The sequence below is a fragment of the Pseudoxanthomonas sp. SGNA-20 genome (assembly GCF_003931635.1).
Lineage (GTDB): Bacteria > Pseudomonadota > Gammaproteobacteria > Xanthomonadales > Xanthomonadaceae > Pseudoxanthomonas.
The window spans coordinates 55685-72801 of sequence record NZ_RRYK01000004.1 but is presented as its reverse complement, the minus strand read 5'-3'; the positions used below and the strand labels follow the sequence as shown (position 1 = coordinate 72801).

The 17117-nt window shown below is 73.5% G+C and carries 16 protein-coding genes; 11 read left to right on the top strand and 5 right to left on the bottom strand.

Translation table 11 applies throughout. From position 1 onward, the window contains the following. Nucleotides 1-103 precede the first annotated feature (103 nt). The 6 genes from EIM48_RS09095 (at nt 104) to EIM48_RS15710 (ending at nt 6941) form a co-directional block, all read left to right on the top strand. On the top strand, nt 104-1399 hold the full coding sequence (locus EIM48_RS09095) for an aspartate aminotransferase family protein (RefSeq protein ID WP_125111571.1): 1296 nt from the start codon (nt 104-106) through the stop codon (nt 1397-1399). 33 nt (nt 1400-1432) lie between these two features. Next, on the top strand, nt 1433-2551 hold the full coding sequence (gene ald, locus EIM48_RS09090; protein WP_125111506.1) for an alanine dehydrogenase: 1119 nt from the start codon (nt 1433-1435) through the stop codon (nt 2549-2551). 31 nt (nt 2552-2582) lie between these two features. After that, nucleotides 2583-4073 carry a CoA-acylating methylmalonate-semialdehyde dehydrogenase gene (locus EIM48_RS09085; protein ID WP_125111505.1) on the top strand — a complete coding sequence of 497 codons (1491 nt, stop codon included), beginning with the start codon at nt 2583-2585 and terminating at the stop codon, nt 4071-4073. Nucleotides 4074-4257: 184 nt separating this feature from the next. Continuing rightward, on the top strand, nt 4258-5502 hold the full coding sequence (locus EIM48_RS09080; RefSeq protein WP_125111504.1) for a DUF445 family protein: 1245 nt from the start codon (nt 4258-4260) through the stop codon (nt 5500-5502). Between the two features lie 192 nt (nt 5503-5694). Further along, a complete protein-coding gene (locus tag EIM48_RS09075) occupies nt 5695-6066 on the top strand; it encodes a response regulator (protein ID WP_019397859.1) in 372 nt (123 codons plus the stop codon). Nucleotides 6067-6095: 29 nt separating this feature from the next. Next, a complete protein-coding gene (locus EIM48_RS15710) occupies nt 6096-6941 on the top strand; it encodes a chemotaxis protein CheX (RefSeq protein ID WP_125076113.1) in 846 nt (281 codons plus the stop codon). 57 nt (nt 6942-6998) lie between these two features. Here EIM48_RS15710 and rlmKL read toward each other — a convergent pair whose 3' ends face one another. From rlmKL to EIM48_RS09050, 4 genes are all read right to left on the bottom strand, one after another. Further along, nucleotides 6999-9224 (bottom strand): bifunctional 23S rRNA (guanine(2069)-N(7))-methyltransferase RlmK/23S rRNA (guanine(2445)-N(2))-methyltransferase RlmL, encoded by a 2226-nt coding sequence (gene rlmKL / locus EIM48_RS09065; protein ID WP_125111503.1) that lies wholly within the window; start codon nt 9222-9224, stop codon nt 6999-7001. 118 nt (nt 9225-9342) lie between these two features. Beyond that, nucleotides 9343-10953: an ATP-binding cassette domain-containing protein gene (locus EIM48_RS09060; protein ID WP_125111502.1), complete on the bottom strand. Its 1611-nt coding sequence runs from the start codon at nt 10951-10953 to the stop codon at nt 9343-9345. Nucleotides 10954-11147: 194 nt separating this feature from the next. Continuing rightward, on the bottom strand, nt 11148-11678 hold the full coding sequence (locus tag EIM48_RS09055; RefSeq protein ID WP_019399480.1) for an alpha/beta hydrolase: 531 nt from the start codon (nt 11676-11678) through the stop codon (nt 11148-11150). Next, nucleotides 11675-12193, bottom strand: coding sequence for an MOSC domain-containing protein (locus EIM48_RS09050; protein ID WP_125109019.1), 519 nt, complete (start codon nt 12191-12193; stop codon nt 11675-11677). The genes EIM48_RS09055 and EIM48_RS09050 overlap by 4 nt, the downstream gene beginning before the upstream one ends. A 24-nt stretch (nt 12194-12217) precedes the next feature. Between EIM48_RS09050 and EIM48_RS09045 the strand changes: the two genes are divergently transcribed. The 3 genes from EIM48_RS09045 (at nt 12218) to EIM48_RS09035 (ending at nt 14336) form a co-directional block, all read left to right on the top strand. Then, nucleotides 12218-12802, top strand: coding sequence for an N-acetylmuramoyl-L-alanine amidase (locus tag EIM48_RS09045; protein ID WP_125076109.1), 585 nt, complete (start codon nt 12218-12220; stop codon nt 12800-12802). 75 nt (nt 12803-12877) lie between these two features. Beyond that, on the top strand, nt 12878-13789 hold the full coding sequence (gene tesB, locus EIM48_RS09040; RefSeq protein WP_037034513.1) for an acyl-CoA thioesterase II: 912 nt from the start codon (nt 12878-12880) through the stop codon (nt 13787-13789). 4 nt (nt 13790-13793) lie between these two features. Then, nucleotides 13794-14336 carry a hypothetical protein gene (locus EIM48_RS09035; RefSeq protein ID WP_125076108.1) on the top strand — a complete coding sequence of 181 codons (543 nt, stop codon included), beginning with the start codon at nt 13794-13796 and terminating at the stop codon, nt 14334-14336. A gap of 14 nt (nt 14337-14350) precedes the next feature. Here the strand turns inward: EIM48_RS09035 and EIM48_RS09030 are convergent, their stop codons facing one another. After that, nucleotides 14351-14923 (bottom strand): EF-hand domain-containing protein, encoded by a 573-nt coding sequence (locus EIM48_RS09030; protein WP_019399475.1) that lies wholly within the window; start codon nt 14921-14923, stop codon nt 14351-14353. 137 nt (nt 14924-15060) lie between these two features. On the opposite strand from EIM48_RS09030, the gene EIM48_RS09025 reads away from it, so the two are divergent. Together EIM48_RS09025 and EIM48_RS09020 are read left to right on the top strand one after the other, a co-directional pair. Beyond that, on the top strand, nt 15061-15837 hold the full coding sequence (locus EIM48_RS09025) for an arginyltransferase (RefSeq protein ID WP_019399474.1): 777 nt from the start codon (nt 15061-15063) through the stop codon (nt 15835-15837). A gap of 28 nt (nt 15838-15865) precedes the next feature. Next, nucleotides 15866-17080, top strand: a complete 1215-nt coding sequence (locus EIM48_RS09020) for an endonuclease/exonuclease/phosphatase family protein (RefSeq protein ID WP_019399473.1) — start codon at nt 15866-15868, stop codon at nt 17078-17080. The last annotated feature ends 37 nt before the right edge of the window (nt 17081-17117 follow it).

Below are 17117 nucleotides of genomic sequence, written 5' to 3'. Positions count from 1 at the left end.
CGGGTGCCGGCCCCGCCCTCCCGAACGGAGCCTGCGCATGAGTCGTGACGACGCCTTCCCCGCTCCCGGAGCGACCGCACCGGGACTGACCGCCCCGGCGTCGATGGACGCCTTCTGGATGCCGTTCACCGCCAACCGCCAGTTCAGGCGCAGCCCGCGCCTGCTGGCCGCGGCCGAGGGCATGTACTACCGCGACGTCGAGGGCCGCCCGATCCTGGACGGCACCGCCGGGCTGTGGTGCTGCAACGCCGGCCATGCGCGCCCACGCATCGTCCAGGCGATCGCGCGCCAGGCCGCGACCATGGACTTCGCCCCGCACTTCCAGATGGGCTCGCCGCTGCCGTTCGAGCTGGCCGGGCGGCTGAAGGAACTGGCGCCGCGGCCGCTGGACCATGTGTTCTTCACCAACTCCGGCTCCGAGTCGGTGGATACCGCGCTGAAGATCGCCATCGCCTGGCACCGCGCCCGCGGCGAGGGCCAGCGCACGAAGCTGATCGGCCGCGAGAAGGCCTACCACGGCGTCGGCTTCGGCGGCATCTCGGTCGGCGGCCTGCCCAACAACCGCAAGTGGTTCGGCCCCGGCCTGCCAGGGGTGGACCATATGCGCCACACCCTGGACATCGCCCGCAATGCGTTCTCGCGTGGCCTGCCGCCGCACGGCGTGGAGCTGGCCGAGGACCTGGAGCGGCTGGTGCAGCTGCACGACCCGTCCACCATCGCCGCGGTGATCGTGGAGCCGATCTCCGGCTCGGCCGGGGTGATCCTGCCGCCGCCGGGCTACCTGCAGCGCCTGCGCGAGATCTGCGACAACTACGGCATCCTGCTGGTCTTCGACGAGGTGATCACCGGCTTCGGCCGCGTCGGCGCGCCGTTCGCGGCGCAGCGCTTCGGGGTCACCCCGGACATGATGACCGTGGCCAAGGGCCTGACCTCCGGCTGCGTGCCGATGGGCGCGGTGTTCGTGTCCGATCGCGTGCATGAGGCCTTCATGCAGGGCCCGGAAGGGGCGATCGACCTGTTCCATGGCTACACCTACAGCGGCCATCCGCTGGCCTGCGCCGCGGCCCTGGCCACGCTCGATACCTATGCCGAGGAAGGCCTGCTCACCCGCGCGCTGGAACTGGAGGACTACTGGGCCGACGGCCTGCATGCGCTGCGCGGCAGCAGCCCGCACATCATCGACATCCGCAACTACGGCCTGATCGGCGCGATCGAGCTGGCGCCGCAGGACGGTGCACCCGGCGCGCGCGGCTACCAGGTGCTGGAACAGGCCTTCCGCAAGGGCCTGCTGGTGCGCACCACCGGCGACACCATCGCCTTGTCGCCACCGCTGATCGTGGAACGACGGCACATCGACGACATGTTCTCGATGCTGGGCGAGGTGCTGGCGACGCTGTGACGCCGGCAAGGCTTCCGCAACGGAGAACCGCCCATGCTCGTCGGCGTCCCCACCGAAACCAAGGTCCATGAATACCGCGTCGGCCTCACCCCGGCCGGCGCGCGCGAACTGTCCGCCCGCGGCCACCAGGTGCTGGTGCAGCGTGGCGCCGGGCTGGGCGCAGGCCTGGCCGACGAGGCCTACGAGGCCGCCGGCGCGCAGCTGGTGGACGGCGCCGCCGAGGTCTACGCCCGCGCCGAGCTGGTGGTGAAGGTCAAGGAGCCGCAGCCGGACGAGTGCGCGATGCTGCGCCCCGGCCAGGTGCTGTTCGCCTACCTGCACCTGGCCCCCGACCGTGCCCAGGCCGAGGCATTGCTGGCCTCCGGCGCGACCGCCATCGCCTACGAGACCGTGACCGACGCCGGCGGCGGGCTTCCGCTGCTGGCGCCGATGAGCGAGGTCGCCGGGCGCATGGCCATCCAGGCCGGCGCGCATGCGCTGGAAAAGGCGCAGGGCGGCTCCGGCGTGCTGCTGGGCGGCGTGCCCGGCGTGGCCCCAGCCGAGGTGTTGGTGCTCGGCGGCGGCACGGTCGGGCTCAACGCCGCGCGCATGGCCATGGGCCTGGGCGCGCGGGTGACCGTCGTGGACCGTTCGCTGGAGCGGCTGCGCCAGATCGACGAACTGTACGGCGACCGCATCGCCACGCTTTATTCCACCCGCGATTCGATCGACGACCGCCTGCCGCGCAGCGACCTGGTGGTCGGCGCGGTGCTGGTGCCCGGCGCCGCCGCGCCGCGGCTGGTCACCCGCGCACAGCTGGCGCTGATGCGCCCGGGCTCGGTGCTGGTGGACGTGGCCATCGACCAGGGCGGCTGTTTCGAGACCAGCCGCCCGACCACCCACGACGCACCGACCTACGAGGTCGACGGGATCATCCACTACTGCGTGGCCAACATGCCCGGCGCGGTGGCGCGAACCTCGACCTTCGCGCTCACCAACGCCACCCTGCCGCGGGTGCTGGAGCTGGCCGACAAGGGCCTGGTGCAGGCGCTGGCCGACGACGTGCACCTGCGCAACGGGCTGAACGTGCATGCCGGGCGCATCACCCACCGCGCGGTGGCCGACGCGCTTTCGCTTCCCCATACCCAGGCCACCGAGGCACTGGCCCCCTGAGGCCGCGCCGGCCACATCCGAAGGAGCTGCCATGACCCGACAGCTGCACCACTACATCGGCGGCCAGGCCCGGCCCGGCACCGGCGGCCGCCACGGCGACGTGTTCGACCCGGCCACCGGCCAGGTGGCCGCGCAGGTGCCGCTGGCCTCCGGCGCCGAGGTGCGCGCGGCGGTGGATGCGGCCCAGGCCGCGTTCCCGGCGTGGGCGGCCACGCCGCCGCTGCAACGGGCGCGGGTGATGTTCCGGCTGCGGGCGCTGCTCGAGCGCGATGCCGACGTGCTGGCGCGGCTGATCACCGCCGAGCACGGCAAGACCCTGTCCGATGCACGCGGCGAGGTCACCCGCGGCATGGAGGTGGTGGAGTTTTCCTCCGGCATCCCGCACCTGCTCAAGGGCGAGTACTCGGCCGCGGTGGGCCGCGACGTGGACAGCTGGAGCGAGCGCATGCCGCTGGGCGTGGTCGCCGGCATCACCCCGTTCAACTTCCCGGCCATGGTCCCGCTGTGGATGGCGCCGGTGGCGCTGGCCTGCGGCAACAGCTTCGTGCTCAAGCCTTCGGAGAAGGTGCCCTCGGCGGCCCTGCACCTGGCCGGCCTGTTCGCCGAGGCGGGGCTGCCGGAGGGCGTGTTCAACGTGGTCAACGGCGACCGCGGCGCGGTCGAGGCGCTGCTGGACGAGCCGCGGGTGCAGGCCCTGTCCTTCGTCGGCTCCACCCCGGTGGCCGCGGCGCTGTACGCGCGCGGCAGCGAGCGCGGCAAGCGCGTGCAGGCCCTGGGCGGGGCCAAGAACCACGCCGTGGTGCTGCCGGACGCGGACGTGGCGCTGGCGGCCGACGCCCTGCTGGGCGCGGCCTACGGCTCGGCCGGCGAGCGCTGCATGGCGATCTCGGTGGCGGTGTGCGTGGGCGACCAGGTCGCCGATGCCCTGGTCGCGGCGCTGGCCGAACGCGTGCGCAACCTGCGCATCGGCCCGGGCATCGAGGATCCGGACATGGGCCCGCTGGTCGACGCCGCGCACCGCGCGCGGGTGCGCGCTGCGATCGACGCCGGCGTGGCCGACGGCGCCACCCTGGTGGTCGATGGTCGCCGCCATCCCTGCGCTTCCGGTCCCGGGTTCTTCCTGGGCGGCAGTCTGTTCGACCATGTGCAGCCAGGCATGCGCCTGTGGCGCGAGGAAATCTTCGGCCCGGTGCTGTGCGTGGTGCGCGTGCCCGACTTCGAGGCCGCGCTGACACTGGTCGACAGCCACGAGTATGGCAACGGCACCGCGGTGTTCACCCGCAGCGGCGGCGCCGCGCGCGAGTATGCGCGGCGGGTGCAGGCGGGCATGGTCGGGATCAACGTGCCGATCCCGGTACCGATGGCGTTCCACTGCTTCGGCGGCTGGAAGCGCTCGCTGTTCGGCCCGCTGCACATGCACGGCCCCGATGGCGTGCGCTTCTTCACCCGCCTGCGCACCATCACCGCGCGCTGGCCCGAAGGTGCATCCGGCGCCGAGTTCGTGATGCCGACGATGCGCTAGCACGTCTTCCGCCTCACGGCGGGCGGCTTGCGTGCGCCACGGATGCAGCCTCCGGCCTTGTCCGGGCTACACCCCGGTGCCGCTACACTGCCTTGCCATGTGCCACCGCGCCGGGCGCGGCGGGAGGCATGCCCACGGGAACCGCATGAGCACACAGGATCCACGCCCCGCGCAGCTGCGCCGCATGAAGGCCATCGCTCTGGCGATGCTGCTGGCGATGGTCGCCGGCTTCGCCACCAGCCACGTGATGGGCAACCAGGGCGCGTGGGCCTGGGTTTCGGCGTTCTGCGAGGCGGCCACGGTCGGCGCGCTGGCCGACTGGTTCGCGGTGGTGGCCCTGTTCCGCCGCCCGCTGGGCCTGCCGATCCCGCATACCGCCATCGTCCCGCGCAGCAAGGCGCGCATTGCCGACAGCCTGGCCGCGTTCGTGCGCGACCACTTCCTCGAGCCGCAGACCCTGCTGGCGCGGCTGGAGGTGTTCGATCCTGCCGAGCGCCTGGGCCAGTGGCTGTCGCGCCCGGAGCAGTCGCGCAAGCTGGCCGGCATGGCCCGCGGCTGGACGCTGCAGGCGCTGGACCTGCTGGACGAGCGCGCGGTGCGCGAGCGCATCCGCGAGTTCGTGATCGCGCGCCTGCACGCCTGGGACGCCTCGGCCACCGCCGGCGACGTGCTCGGCCTGCTGACCGCCGACGGCCGCCACCAGGAGGTGCTGGATGAGGCCCTGCGCCGGCTTGGCCGCTACCTGGACAGCGAGGACATCAAGCAGCGCGCCTCCGCCATGCTGGTCAGGCACGCCCGCCGCGAGTGGCCGCGGCTGGTGGGCACGGTGGACTGGGTCAAGCCGGTGGAAGGCATCGCCGACCGCATGGCCGAGCGCATCGCCCGCGCCCTGCTGGACGAGCTCAACGAGATCCTGGTGCAGCCGGAGCATCCGCTGCGCCGCGACTACGAACAGTGGCTGCAGGGCTACGTGCAACGCCTGCGCGGGGACCCGGCGCTGGCGCAGCGGGTGGAGCAGATCAAGCAGCAGCTGATCGCCCATCCCAGCGTGCAGGAATACGTCAGCGGGCTGTGGGACCAGGTCCACGCCGCGCTGCGCCAGGACCTGGAGCAGGAGGACGGGGTGCTGGCCTCGCACCTGGACAGTTCGCTGGCCGGGCTGGGCGCCGCGCTGGGCCGCGATCCGGAACTGCGCGAGGCGATCAACCAGCATGTGATGGGCGGGGCCGAGAAGCTGGCGCTGCGCCTGCGCGGCGGCGTCACCGACTACATCGCCCAGACGGTCAAGGGCTGGGACGAGCGCCACCTGGTGCGCGAGCTGGAACTGGGCGTGGGCCGCGACCTGCAGTACATCCGCTACAACGGCACCCTGGTCGGCGGGCTGATCGGCCTGCTGCTGCACGCGGCCATCGTCCTGCTGGAGGGCTGAGCGCCGGAGCGATGCCCGGCCGCCCGGCCGTCCCCTTCCCCGTCCGCATCCTCGGCGAGTTCCGGCGGCAACGCCGCGCAGGTCACGGCAGCCCTCCCACCGCGGTCACGAACCGACCCCTCAAGTATCCGGCACGCCGGCCGATAAGCCGATCGGGGCCCCATGCGGCCCATCAACGGGGGAAAAAATCTGATGACGACCGCACGACCGACCGTGCTGCTTTGCGACGACTCGCGCGCCCTGCGCATGCTGGCCGCCAGCCAGCTGGAGGAGGCCGGGTTCCAGGTCGTGGGCGAGGCCGGCAATGGCAACGAAGCGCTGGCGCAGTACCGCACCCTGAAGCCGGACCTGGTGCTGCTGGACCTGGTGATGCCCGAATGCGACGGCCGCCAGGCGCTGGCCGCCATCCTCGCCGAGGACCCGCAGGCCAGGGTGGTGATCCTCAGCTCGCTGGGAGCCCAGGCCGACATCGAGCAGTGCCTGCGCAACGGCGCCCGCTCCTACCTGCAGAAGCCGATCGACCCGGAAGTCATGGAGCGCGTGCTCCGTGAAGTCCTGGCCTGAGCGGCCGGCCCACACCACCGGAGCACCACATGGCAGTCAAGTTCCTGGGCCAGTTCCTGCTGGAACGCGGCCTGATCACGCCGCAGCAGCTGCTGGCGGCCACCGAGGCGCAGCGCGCCTCCAATCCCCTGCTGGGCGAACTGGCCGTGCGCCAGGGCCTGCTGACCGAGGCGCAGGCGCGCCGCATCAACGAGCGCCAGCGCGCCGAGGACCGGCGCTTCGGCGACATCGCCATCGAGCTGGGCCTGCTCGACGCGCAGGAGGTCGAGGCGCTGCTGTCGGCGCAGAAGGCCGGGTGCAAGCTGTTCGGCCAGGTCCTGGTCGAACAGGGCGTGCTCGACGCCGAGACCCTGGAGCAGGCGCTGGCCGAACACCGCGCCGAGCAGCAGGCCGGCAACGAGGAGCTGGCCGGCGCCCTGGCCGGCCACCGCCTGGGCGCGCTGGCCCAGGAGGCGACCGAACTGTGCGTGCGCCTGTTCCCGCGCATGCTCGGCACCCAGTGCCAGCCGGCCGGCCTGGTCGACGACGCCCTGCCCACCGCGACCTGGCCGTACACCGCGCACGTGCGCATCAGCGGCGAGCGCAGCCTGCGCGTGGGCCTGTCCTGCGACCGCGCCACCCTGCAGGCACTGGCCTGCGCCTTCCTGCGCATGCCCAGCGAACAGTGCGACAGCGAGCTGGCGGTGGACGCGCTGGGCGAGATCGTCAACGTGCTGATGGGCTACGTGGTGCGCAACACCCTGCCCGACGACGCCGACTACCGCGCCACGCCGCCGGACTTCAGCCGCACCGCCGCCTCGCTGGTGGACGAGGGCGCGCTTGCGCTGCAGCTCAACAGCCCGCTGGGGCAGTTGCTGCTGCTGGTCGGCGACTGAGCCGCGCGCACGCTGGCGCCAATGGCGGCCCGGGAGCGATCCCGGGCCGCTTCCGCATCAGGCGTGGGTCAGGCGCCAGGCGCGGTGGATGCGCCGGTTGCGCTCGAAGTCCGCCGGGATGGTCGAGGCGCTGATCTCCTCGCATTCGGCGAACTGCGCCACCGCCTCCGCGTCCAGGCGGAAGCGGCGGAAGTTGTTGGAGAAGTACAGCACCCCGCCCTGCGCCAGCCGCGCCGTCGCCGCTCGCAGCAGGCGCACGTGCTCGCGCTGCACGTCGAAGTCCTCGGCGCGCGCGGAATTGGAGAAGGTCGGCGGGTCGCAGAAGATCACGTCGTACCAGCCGCGGTCGGCCTCCAGCCAGGACAGCGCGTCGCCCTGCACCAGGCGGTGCGCGGTGCCGCCGAGGCCATTGAGCGCCAGGTTGTCCGCGCACCACTGCAGGTAGGTGGCCGACAGGTCCACGCTGGTCGTCTGCGCCGCGCCGGCCACCGCGGCCTGCACGCTGGCCACGCCGGTGTAGCAGAACAGGTTGAGGAAGCGCCTGCCCTTGGCCTCCTTGGCCATGCGCCGGCGCAGCGGGCGGTGGTCGAGGAACAGGCCGGTGTCCAGGTATTCGAACAGGTTCACCCACAGCCGCGCGCCGTTCTCGCGCACCACGAAGCGCTCACCGTGCTGCTGGAAGCGGCCATACTTGGAACCGCCCTTGCCGCGCTCGCGGGTCTTCAGCGCCACCCGCTCCGGGGGCACATCGAAGCTGGCGCGCGCGGCGGCCAGCAGCTCGCCGCGGCGGCGGCGCACGTCGGCCTCGGGGATCTCCTTCGGCGGTGCGTATTCCTGCACGTGCAGGAAGGTGCGTTCGTCGCCGCCGTCCTCGGCGTAGACGTCGATCGCGGCGGCGTACTCGGGGATGTCGGCGTCGTAGGCGCGGAAGCAGGTCACGCCCTCGCCGTTGCGCCAGCCCTTGAGCTTGCGCAGGTTGCGCTGGATGCGGTTGGCGACCATCCGTGCGCCCTCGGACAGCTCGCGCGGCGCGGCATCGCGCGGCGCCACCTGCACCGGGTCGCACACGACCAGCGCGCATTCCAGCGCGCCGTTGAACAGCTGGTACTTCTTCGCCGCGCGCAGGCCGGTGGCATGCGCCAGCTCGGCATCGCCGCACAGCAGGCTGGCGCGCCATTGCGGCACCGCCCGCTGCAGGGCCTGGCCCAGGCGCCGGTACAGCGCGCCGTCGGCGGCCAGGCGGCGGTCGTAGGGCGGATTGCATGCGACCAGGCCGCGTTCGGCGGCCTGCGGCGGCAGCGCATCGATGTCGCCCACCTGCAAGTCGATCGCCGCCGCCACGCCGGCGCGGGCGGCATTGGCGCGCGCGGCCTCGATCGCGCGCGGGTCCAGGTCGCTGCCATGGAACACCGGGCGCAGCGCCGCCAGGCCGGCTTGCGCGCGCTCGCGCGCCTCGGCCACCAGCGCGTTCCATTGCGCAAGGTCGAAGCCGCGCCAGCGCGAGGGTGGCGGCACTGCGTCGCCGGCACCATCCGGCATGGCGGCCTTTCCGCGCGCGGCGGCCCAGCGATCATCGGCCACCCCCGCCTCATCCACCTCCGGCACGGCCTGCACGCGGCCCAGGCCAGGGGCGACGTCGGCGGCCATCAACGCGCCCTCGATGAGCAGCGTGCCGCTGCCGCACATCGGATCCAGCAGTGCACCGCCCTCGGCGTACAGCCGCGGCCAGCCGCCGCGCAGCAACACCGCCGCGGCCAGGTTCTCCTTCAGCGGCGCCTCGTGCTGCGCGCTGCGCCAGCCACGCCGGTGCAGGGCGCCGCCGCCCAGGTCCACCGACAGGGTGGCCTTGCCCTTGCGCAGCGACAGGTTCAGGCGCAGGTCCGGCGCGTCCACGTCCACCGACGGGCGCTCCTGCCCCCGGGCGCGGAACACGTCGACCACCGCGTCCTTGACCCGCTGCGCGGCAAAGCGCGCATGGGTGATGGCTTCGCCCGACACGTGGGCATCGACCGCCAGGGTCTGGCCCTCGGCCAGGTGCTCGGTCCACGGCAGCGCGGCCGCGCCGGCGTACAGCGCCTGCTCGTCCGGGCAGTCGAACGTGGCCAGCGGCCACAGCACGCGGCTGGCCAGGCGCGACCACAGCACGGCGCGCTGCGCATCGGCCAGGCTGCCCTCGGCATTGGCACCGGCGACCGCGGCGGTGGCGCGGCTGGCGCCCAGCGCGACCAGTTCGTCGGCAAGCAGGTATTCCAGGCCCTTGGCGCAGGAAACGAAGAACTTCATCGGGAAGCGGACTCGCGGTCAGGGCCGCCCGGCCGCGGGGGCGGCGACGGGCATCGGCATGGGATGCGAATGGTCGGGCATCGGGCGCGGCGGCGCCAGCCCGACGGCCCCGCGCGGCTCACCATGGCCTGGCCTCCCAGGCGCCGGCACCGGCTTCCAGCCGCGTGTCCAGGCCCAGGCGGCCGAGGAAATCCTCGTCGTGGGAGACCACCGCCAGCGCGCCCGGATACTCGCGCAGCACCTGCTCCAGCGCCTCCTTCGATGCCAGGTCGAGGTGGTTGTCCGGCTCGTCGAGCAGGAGCAGCTGCGGCGGGTGGGCGGCGTAAAGCACGCAGGCCAGCGCCGCCTTGAGGCGCTCGCCGCCGCTGAGTGCCGCCGCCGGCGTGGCGATGCGCGCGGCATCCAGGCCGAGCAGCGCCAGGCGCGTGCGCAGGACGCCCTCGCCCACGCCCGGCGCCGCCTGGCGCAGTGCCTGCAGCGCGGTGGCACGGGCCGGCAATGCGGCCAGGTCCTGGTCCAGCAGGGCGACGCTGCCGTGCACGCGGCACTGGCCCTGCGCCGGCGCCACCTTGCCGGCCAGGATCCGCAACAGGGTCGACTTGCCGCTGCCGTTGTCGCCGACGACGCCGATCCGCTGCGTGCCCAGGATCACCAGGGACAGCGGCGCCATGCCGGGCGGGTATGGCGGCAGCACCGCGTCCAGCACCGCGACCCGCCGCTGCGCCGCGGCCGCCGGCAGCGGGGCGGACATCGCCACTGGCGCCGCGTCCGTGATCCTGGCCGCGGCCTCGCGCACGCGCTGGTCGGCCTGCGCCGCCAGCTGCCCGCGCACCAGCGCGCGGCGCGCGGCCGAGCGCTGGCTGCGCTGCTGCTGGCGGTCGAGCAGGATCGCCGCCTGGTTGGCCTCGCTGCGCCGGCGTTCGCCGCGCGCCTGCCGCCGCTGCTCGCGCTCCAGCTGCAGCGCGGCCTCGCGCCGCTGGCGCGCGCGTGCGGCCCGCGCGTGCTCCAGCTCGCGCCGGGCGGCATCGTCCGCGAGCTTCCGCTGCTCCAGGTACTCGGCGAAGCCACCGCCATGGCTGCGCAGGCCAGTGGGGACCAGTTCGACCACCCGCGCCATCTCCCGCAGCAGGGCGCGGTCGTGGCTGACCACCAGCAGGCCGCGCGGCCATTGCCGCAGCTGTTGCAGCAGGCGCAGGCGCGCGCCACGGTCGAGGTGGTTGCCGGGCTCGTCGAGGACCAGGAAATCGGCGTCGGACAGCCATGCGCCGGCCAGGGCCACGCGCATCGCCTCGCCCCCGCTCAGCCGCGTGGCGGGGGTGTCCGGGTCGAGGCCTTGCAGCCCCTGGGCATGCAGCGCCGCCTCGAGCCTGGCGCGCAGGTCCCAGCGCTCGCCGACCAGCGCGAAATCCTCCGGATCACTGCTGCCGGCCTCGATCCGGCGCAATGCCGCCAGCGGTTCATGCACGCCGGCCAGGCCGGCAACGGTGGCGCCCGGCGCCGGGCTGGCCTGCTGCGGCAGGAAGTGCACGCGCCCGCTGCGCAGGCAACGTCCGCGGGTCGGCGCGATGGTGCCGGCGAGGATTCCGGCCAGCACGCTCTTGCCCACGCCGTTGCGTCCGACCAGCGCGGTGGGGCGCGCATCGAACCGCTCATGCAGGTCTTCGAACAGGATCCGGCCGTCGGCCAGCTGATGGCTGACGCCTTCCAGCGCCAGGAATGGATGCGACATATGCGCTCCGGATTGATGCCATGGACCTCCGGCCGGCCACGCGGGCGGCGGAGACTCGGGCCGTCGGTGACGGCGGCATCAGTGGCGCATCGGACGCATCCTCCAGCAGGGTCTGCAGGCCGCGCATGCTAGCGCGGCGCGGGCGCGCCGGGCTGAACCGGACACGACCCGCGATCCGTGCGGGACCAGCGGGCCTAGAGGGTTTCCAGCAGTTCGGCGAAGGCGCGCGCGGTGGTTTCCACGTGCGCCGAAAGGCGGTGGCTGTCGTCCAGCAGCAGCAGCCGCGCCGAACGCGCGCGCGCCCACTCGACGACACCCATCGCCGGGATGATCTCGTCGTGCCAGGCATGCACCACCGACAGCGGCACCGGCGCGGCATCGAGCCGCGGCATCGGCCCCATCTCCAGCGGCGGCACCATCAGGAACAGCGCGCGGGTCGGCACCTGCAGCGAGGCGAGCGCGGAGATGTAGGCGCCCAGGCTGGAACCGCCCAGCACCACCGGCCCGCCGCGCTCGACCGCGCGGGTCGCCAGTTCCACCAGGCGTTGCAGGCGCGCGGGTACGTCGCCGACACGGCTGATGTCGCTGCGTGCGTCCAGGTCGGTGTAGTCAGGGCGCTCGGTGGTGAAGCCCAGGGTCTCGGCCGCGGCGGCCAGGGCGGTGACCTTGGTCGCGTCCGGACCGCTTTCGAAGCCGTGCGAGAGGATGCAGTGGCCGCGGCTCATGCACCCTCCTCCGCCAGCGGCACGACCGCGTCGCCCACGCGCAGGGTGCCGCCGGAGACGATCCGCGCGCACAGGCCGCCATGGCCGCGCATGGCATTGAATCCGCCCGGGCCCAGCGCGTCCTCCATGCGCGAGCACGGATCGCAGGGCACGGTGCCTTCCAGCACCACCTCGCCGATGCGGAAGCGGCGGCCCTTGAGCGCCACCAGCGGGATCCCGGAAACCACCAGGTTGCGGCGCAGGGTCGCCGGGGCGACCGCGTCGTGCCCGGCAAGGGCCGCGATCACCGGCAGGTGCTCGGCCTGGAGCAGGGTCACGTCGCGCTTGCCGCTGCCGCCCTTGTAGCGATCGCCGGCCAGGCCGGCACCGACCACGGCCTCGGCGCTGTCCACCTCGCGCATGGGCACGCCGCGCGCCGGGCGCAGGCCGATCCACTCGACCCGGCCGGCGCGCGGCAGGGTCGACATCAGTTGTCCCAGCGGGCTGTCCGCGGGAGGTCGGGAAAGTGCAGGCATGCGCGGATGCTAGCATCCCGCCCCATGCCGCCCCTGCCCGCACCGACCGTCATCGACCAGCCGCTGCCCTACGTGGAACGGCTGGCGCGCCGGGCGCCGGGGCAGGTCGACCTGGTGGTGATCCACTGCACCGAACTGCCGGACCTGGCCACCGCGCGCGAGTACGGCGAGCGCGTTCTGCATGCCAGCGGCACCGGCAACAGCGGGCACTACTACGTCGACCGCGACGGCACCGTGCTGCGCTACGTGCCCGAGGAACGCGTCGCCCACCACGTGCGCGGCTGGAACGAGCGCGCGGTCGGGATCGAGCTGGTCAACCGCGGCCGCTGGCCGCACTGGCTGGACTCGCGCCACCAGGCCATGGACGAGCCCTACACCGAACCGCAGCTGGAGGCGCTGGTCGCGCTGCTGCGGCGGCTGGCGCAAACCCTGCCGGCGCTGCGCTACATCGCCGGGCACGAGGACCTGGACCGCGAGCGGGTGCCGGCCAGCGACGATCCCTCGCTGCAGGTGCCGCGCAAGCGCGACCCGGGCCCGCGCTTTCCCTGGGAGCGGGTACTGGCCGCGGTGCCGCTGCAGCGCCTGCCCGATCCGCTGCCGCCGGCCTGAGCGCGGGCCGCGCCCACCGGGGCGTGCGCGCCTGGCCGGTATAATCGCCCGTTCCTTCCCGAGCTGGCCCGCCCCGTGTCCGCCGTCCTTGGTCCCGTGGTATCCGAACTGATCGACCTGCTTGCCCTGGAACGGCTGGAGGACAACCTCTTCCGCGGGCAGAGCCGCGACATCGGCACCCGCTACGTGTTCGGCGGGCAGGTCCTGGGCCAGGCCCTGGCCGCTGCCCAGGCCACGATCGACAACGGCCGCCAGGTGCACTCGCTGCACGCCTACTTCCTGCGCGCCGGCGACATCGACCACCCGATCGTGTACGACGTGGACCGCACCCGCGACGGCGGCAGCTTCTCCGTGCGCCGGGTCACCGCGATCCAGCACGGCAAGGTGATCTTCTTCTGCGCCGCGTCGTTCCAGGACGGCGAGAGCGGCGCCGAGCACCAGCTGAAGATGCCGGAGGTGCCGCAGCCGGAGGACATCGCCCCGGCCGAGCCGGTGCCGGCCGACGTGATGGCCACCCTGCCGACCAAGGTCCAGCGCTGGCTGTCGCGCGGCGGGCCGTTCGAGTTCCGCCACGTGTACCCGCGCGACGAGCTCAACCCGCCCAAGCGCCCGCCCTACCAGCAGGTCTGGTTCCGCCTGCGCGAGAACGTCGGCGACATCCCGGCCGAGCTGCACCAGGCGCTGCTGGCCTACGCCTCCGATTTCCACCTGCTGGGCACGGCCACCTTCCCGCACGGGATCAGCTACTACACGCCCAACGTGCAGATGGCCTCGCTGGACCACGCGCTGTGGTTCCACCGCCCGTTCCGCGCCGACGAATGGCTGCTGTATTCGCTGGACAGCCCCAGTTCGCAGTCCTCGCGTGGCCTGGCACGCGGGCAGATCTTCGACCGCCAGGGCCGCCTGGTGGCCAGCACCGCCCAGGAAGGCCTGATCCGGGTGGTGTCCGACGGCAAGGCCGCACGCGCCGTGCCGGCGCCGGAGTAGACCCATGCGCCAGATCTTCACCAGCCAGCGGCTGGAAACCGTCGAAGGCGTGGCCAGGCTGCTGGAGGAAGCCGGCATCCCGGTGCACATCAGCCAGCCGCGCTCCTACCACAGCCGCCGCAGCGGCCAGTTCAGCTACGCCGAACCGGTGGCGCCGAACAAGCAGCCGGCGGTGTGGGTGCGCATCCCCGAGGACCAGCCGCGCGCGCGCGAACTGCTGCGCCAGCACGGCCTGCTGGCCACCACCCGCACCTACGCGGACCTGCCACCGAGCGCGTTCGCGCCGCTGGAACTGGCCGGCGACAAGCCGGCGGGCAACCGCTGGGCCTGGCGCCTGCGCATCGGCCTGCTGGCGGTGATCGCCGCGGCGGCGGTGTTCATCTGGCTGCGCCGCCCGGCGCCGGCGCCCGTGCCGGCCGCGCCCGCGCCGGTGGAAGCAGCCGCGCAGACGCAGGACGGCGGGGAAGAGGAGATCCGCATCCGCATCTCCCCCGCCCCGCCGGCCACCGACGGCTCCGCGGAGCCGTCGCCGCAGGCGCCGCGCTAGGCGCCTGTTACTTCTTACTTCGCCGCAGGCTGCGGTGCCGGGGCACCGGCCGCGCGCGCACCGCGCCTGGCCTTGGCCGCGTCCAGCTCGGCCTGGCTCAGCTTGCCGTCGCCGTCGGTATCCACGGCCTTGAACCAGGCCTCGCGGCGCTGCTTGGCCCAGGCCTCGCGGTCGGCCTGGTCGATGAAGCCGTCCTTGTTGGCGTCCATGCGCTCGAACCGCGCGGTCGCCGCGGCCAGGGCCTCGGCCTTGCTGATGCGGCCGTCCTTGTCGGCATCCACGTCCGGGCCGGCGAAACCGAAGCCAAAGCCGCCGTGGCCGCCGCGGCCCCCGTGGCGGCCGTGCTTCATGCGCGGCAGCTCGTCGCGCTGCAGCTTGCCGTCCTTGTTGCGGTCCAGCTGGTCGAAGCGCCCGGCCAGGCGCGGATGCGCCGCGGCCTCGCTGCGATCGATCACGCCGTCCTTGTTGGCGTCCAGCGCCGCGCGCGGCTTGCCCGTGGCGGCAGGCGCCGCGGTTTCCTGGGCCAGGGCGGCACCGGCGGTGATGGCCAGCAGCGTGGCTGCGATCAGGTAAGGGGTCTTGTTCACGTGTTTGTCTCCAGTCGTGCGTGACGTGATGGCCACGACGGGGAAAACGCCGCTGCCCGGCCCCCGTTGACCCCGCGGGCGGACCCGTTCAGCCACCAGCCGGGCTGGAGCGCCGGCCCGGCGCGGATGGCGGCGCTATGCTGGGCGCATCCGCCGACCGCATCGCCATGGGCCACGACACCTCCCCCGCCGATGACCTGCGCCTGTACCAGACCGGCAGCCATCCCTGTGGCTACTGGCCCGAGCGCGAGGCCCGCGACCTGGTGCTGGACCCGCGCGACCCGCGCCTGGGGCTGGTCTATCCGCAGGCGCTGGAATGGGGCTTCCGCCGCTCGGGCGACATCGTCTACCGCCCCTCCTGCGCCGCCTGCCGCGCCTGCGTGGCGGTGCGCATCCCGGTGCAGCGGTTCCAGCCGGACCGCAGCCAGCGCCGCTGCCTGCGCCGCAATGCCGACATCAGCGCGCGGATCGTGCCGGCGCGCCGCACCGACGAGCACTTCGACCTCTACCACCGCTACCTGCTGGCGCGGCACCGCGACGGCGGCATGGACGACCACGGCACCGCCGAGTTCGACCAGTTCCTGGTCGGCGCCTGGTCGGACACCCGCTTCCTGGAGCTGCGCGAACCGCCGGCGCCGGGCAGCAGCGGACCCGGCCGGCTGCTGGCGGTGGCGGTGACCGACCGCGCCCCGCACGGGCTGTCGGCGGTCTACACCTTCTACGAGCCGGAGGAGGCCGCGCGCGGCCTGGGCACGCTGGCGATCCTGCGCCAGCTGGAATGGGCGCGGCGCGAGGGCCTGGCCCACCTGTACCTGGGCTACTGGATCGACGGCCACGCCAAGATGGACTACAAGCGCCGCTTCCGCCCGCTGGAGGCGTTCGACGGGCGCGGCTGGCGGGAATTCCCGTACTGATGCGCATGCGCCGTGCGAGAATCCGCGCATGCGCACCCTGTTCCCGATCCTTCCGCTGCTGGCGATGCTGAGCGCCTGCGCCTCGTCCACGCCCGCCCCCGGCAACGACGCCACGCTGCGCGTGGCCACCTACAACGTCTCCCTCTATGACGACGAAGCCGGCGGCGTGATCGCGCGGCTGCAGGCGGGCGACGCCGGCGCGCGCAAGGTCGCCGCGGTGCTGCAGCAGGTGCGCCCGGACCTGGTGCTGATCAACGAGTTCGACTACGACGCCGACGGCCGCGCCGCGGACCTGTTCCAGCGCGCCTACCTGGAGCAGGCCCAGCCCGGCGGCGGCGAGCCGCTGCATTACCCCTACCGCTACCTGGCGCCGGTCAACACCGGCGTGCCCAGCGGCCTGGACCTGGACCGCGACGGCACGATCGGCGGCGAGGGACGGCAGCGCGGCAACGACGCCTGGGGCTTCGGCCTGCACCCGGGGCAGTACGGCATGCTGGTGCTGTCGCGCCATCCGATCGACGCCGGCAACGCGCGCACCTTCCAGCTGCTGCGCTGGAGCGCGATGCCCGATGCCCGTCGCCCGATCGACCCGGCCAGCGGCCAGCCGTGGCACGAAGACGCGGTGTGGACGCAGCTGCGGCTGTCGTCCAAGTCGCACTGGGACCTGCCGGTGCACACCCCGCAGGGCACCGTGCACTTCCTGGTCTCGCACCCGACCCCGCCGGTGTTCGACGGCCCGGAGGACCGCAACGGCGCGCGCAATGCCGACGAGATCCGGCTGTGGCAGCACTACATCTCCGGCGGCGACCTGTCCTGGCTGTGCGACGACGCCGGCCGCTGCGGCGGCCTGCCCGCGGGCGAGCGCTTCGTCATCGCCGGCGACCTCAACAACGACCCGGTCGACGGCGACGGCCACCACGACGCCATCCTCGGCCTGCTCGGGCACCCGCGCGTGCTGCGCATGGACCCGCCCGCCTCGGCCGGCGGCGCGGAGAAGGCGCGCGCCTATGCCGCGGCCGGGCTGCTCCGGCGCGGCGCGCCGGAGCACGTGACCGGCGACTTCGGCCCGCGCTCGGGCGCGATGCGGCTGGACTACGTGATCCCGTCCACCGGCTTCCAGGTGCGCGGCAGCGGGGTGTTCTGGCCGGCCTCGCACGAGCCGGCGGCGGCCATTGCCGACGGCAGCGACCACCACCTGGTCTGGGTCGACCTGACCGTTGGTCGGACAACCGCCGGCGATTGATCCTGATCAAAACGGGAGGTCGGGGGCGCGTGCTGGA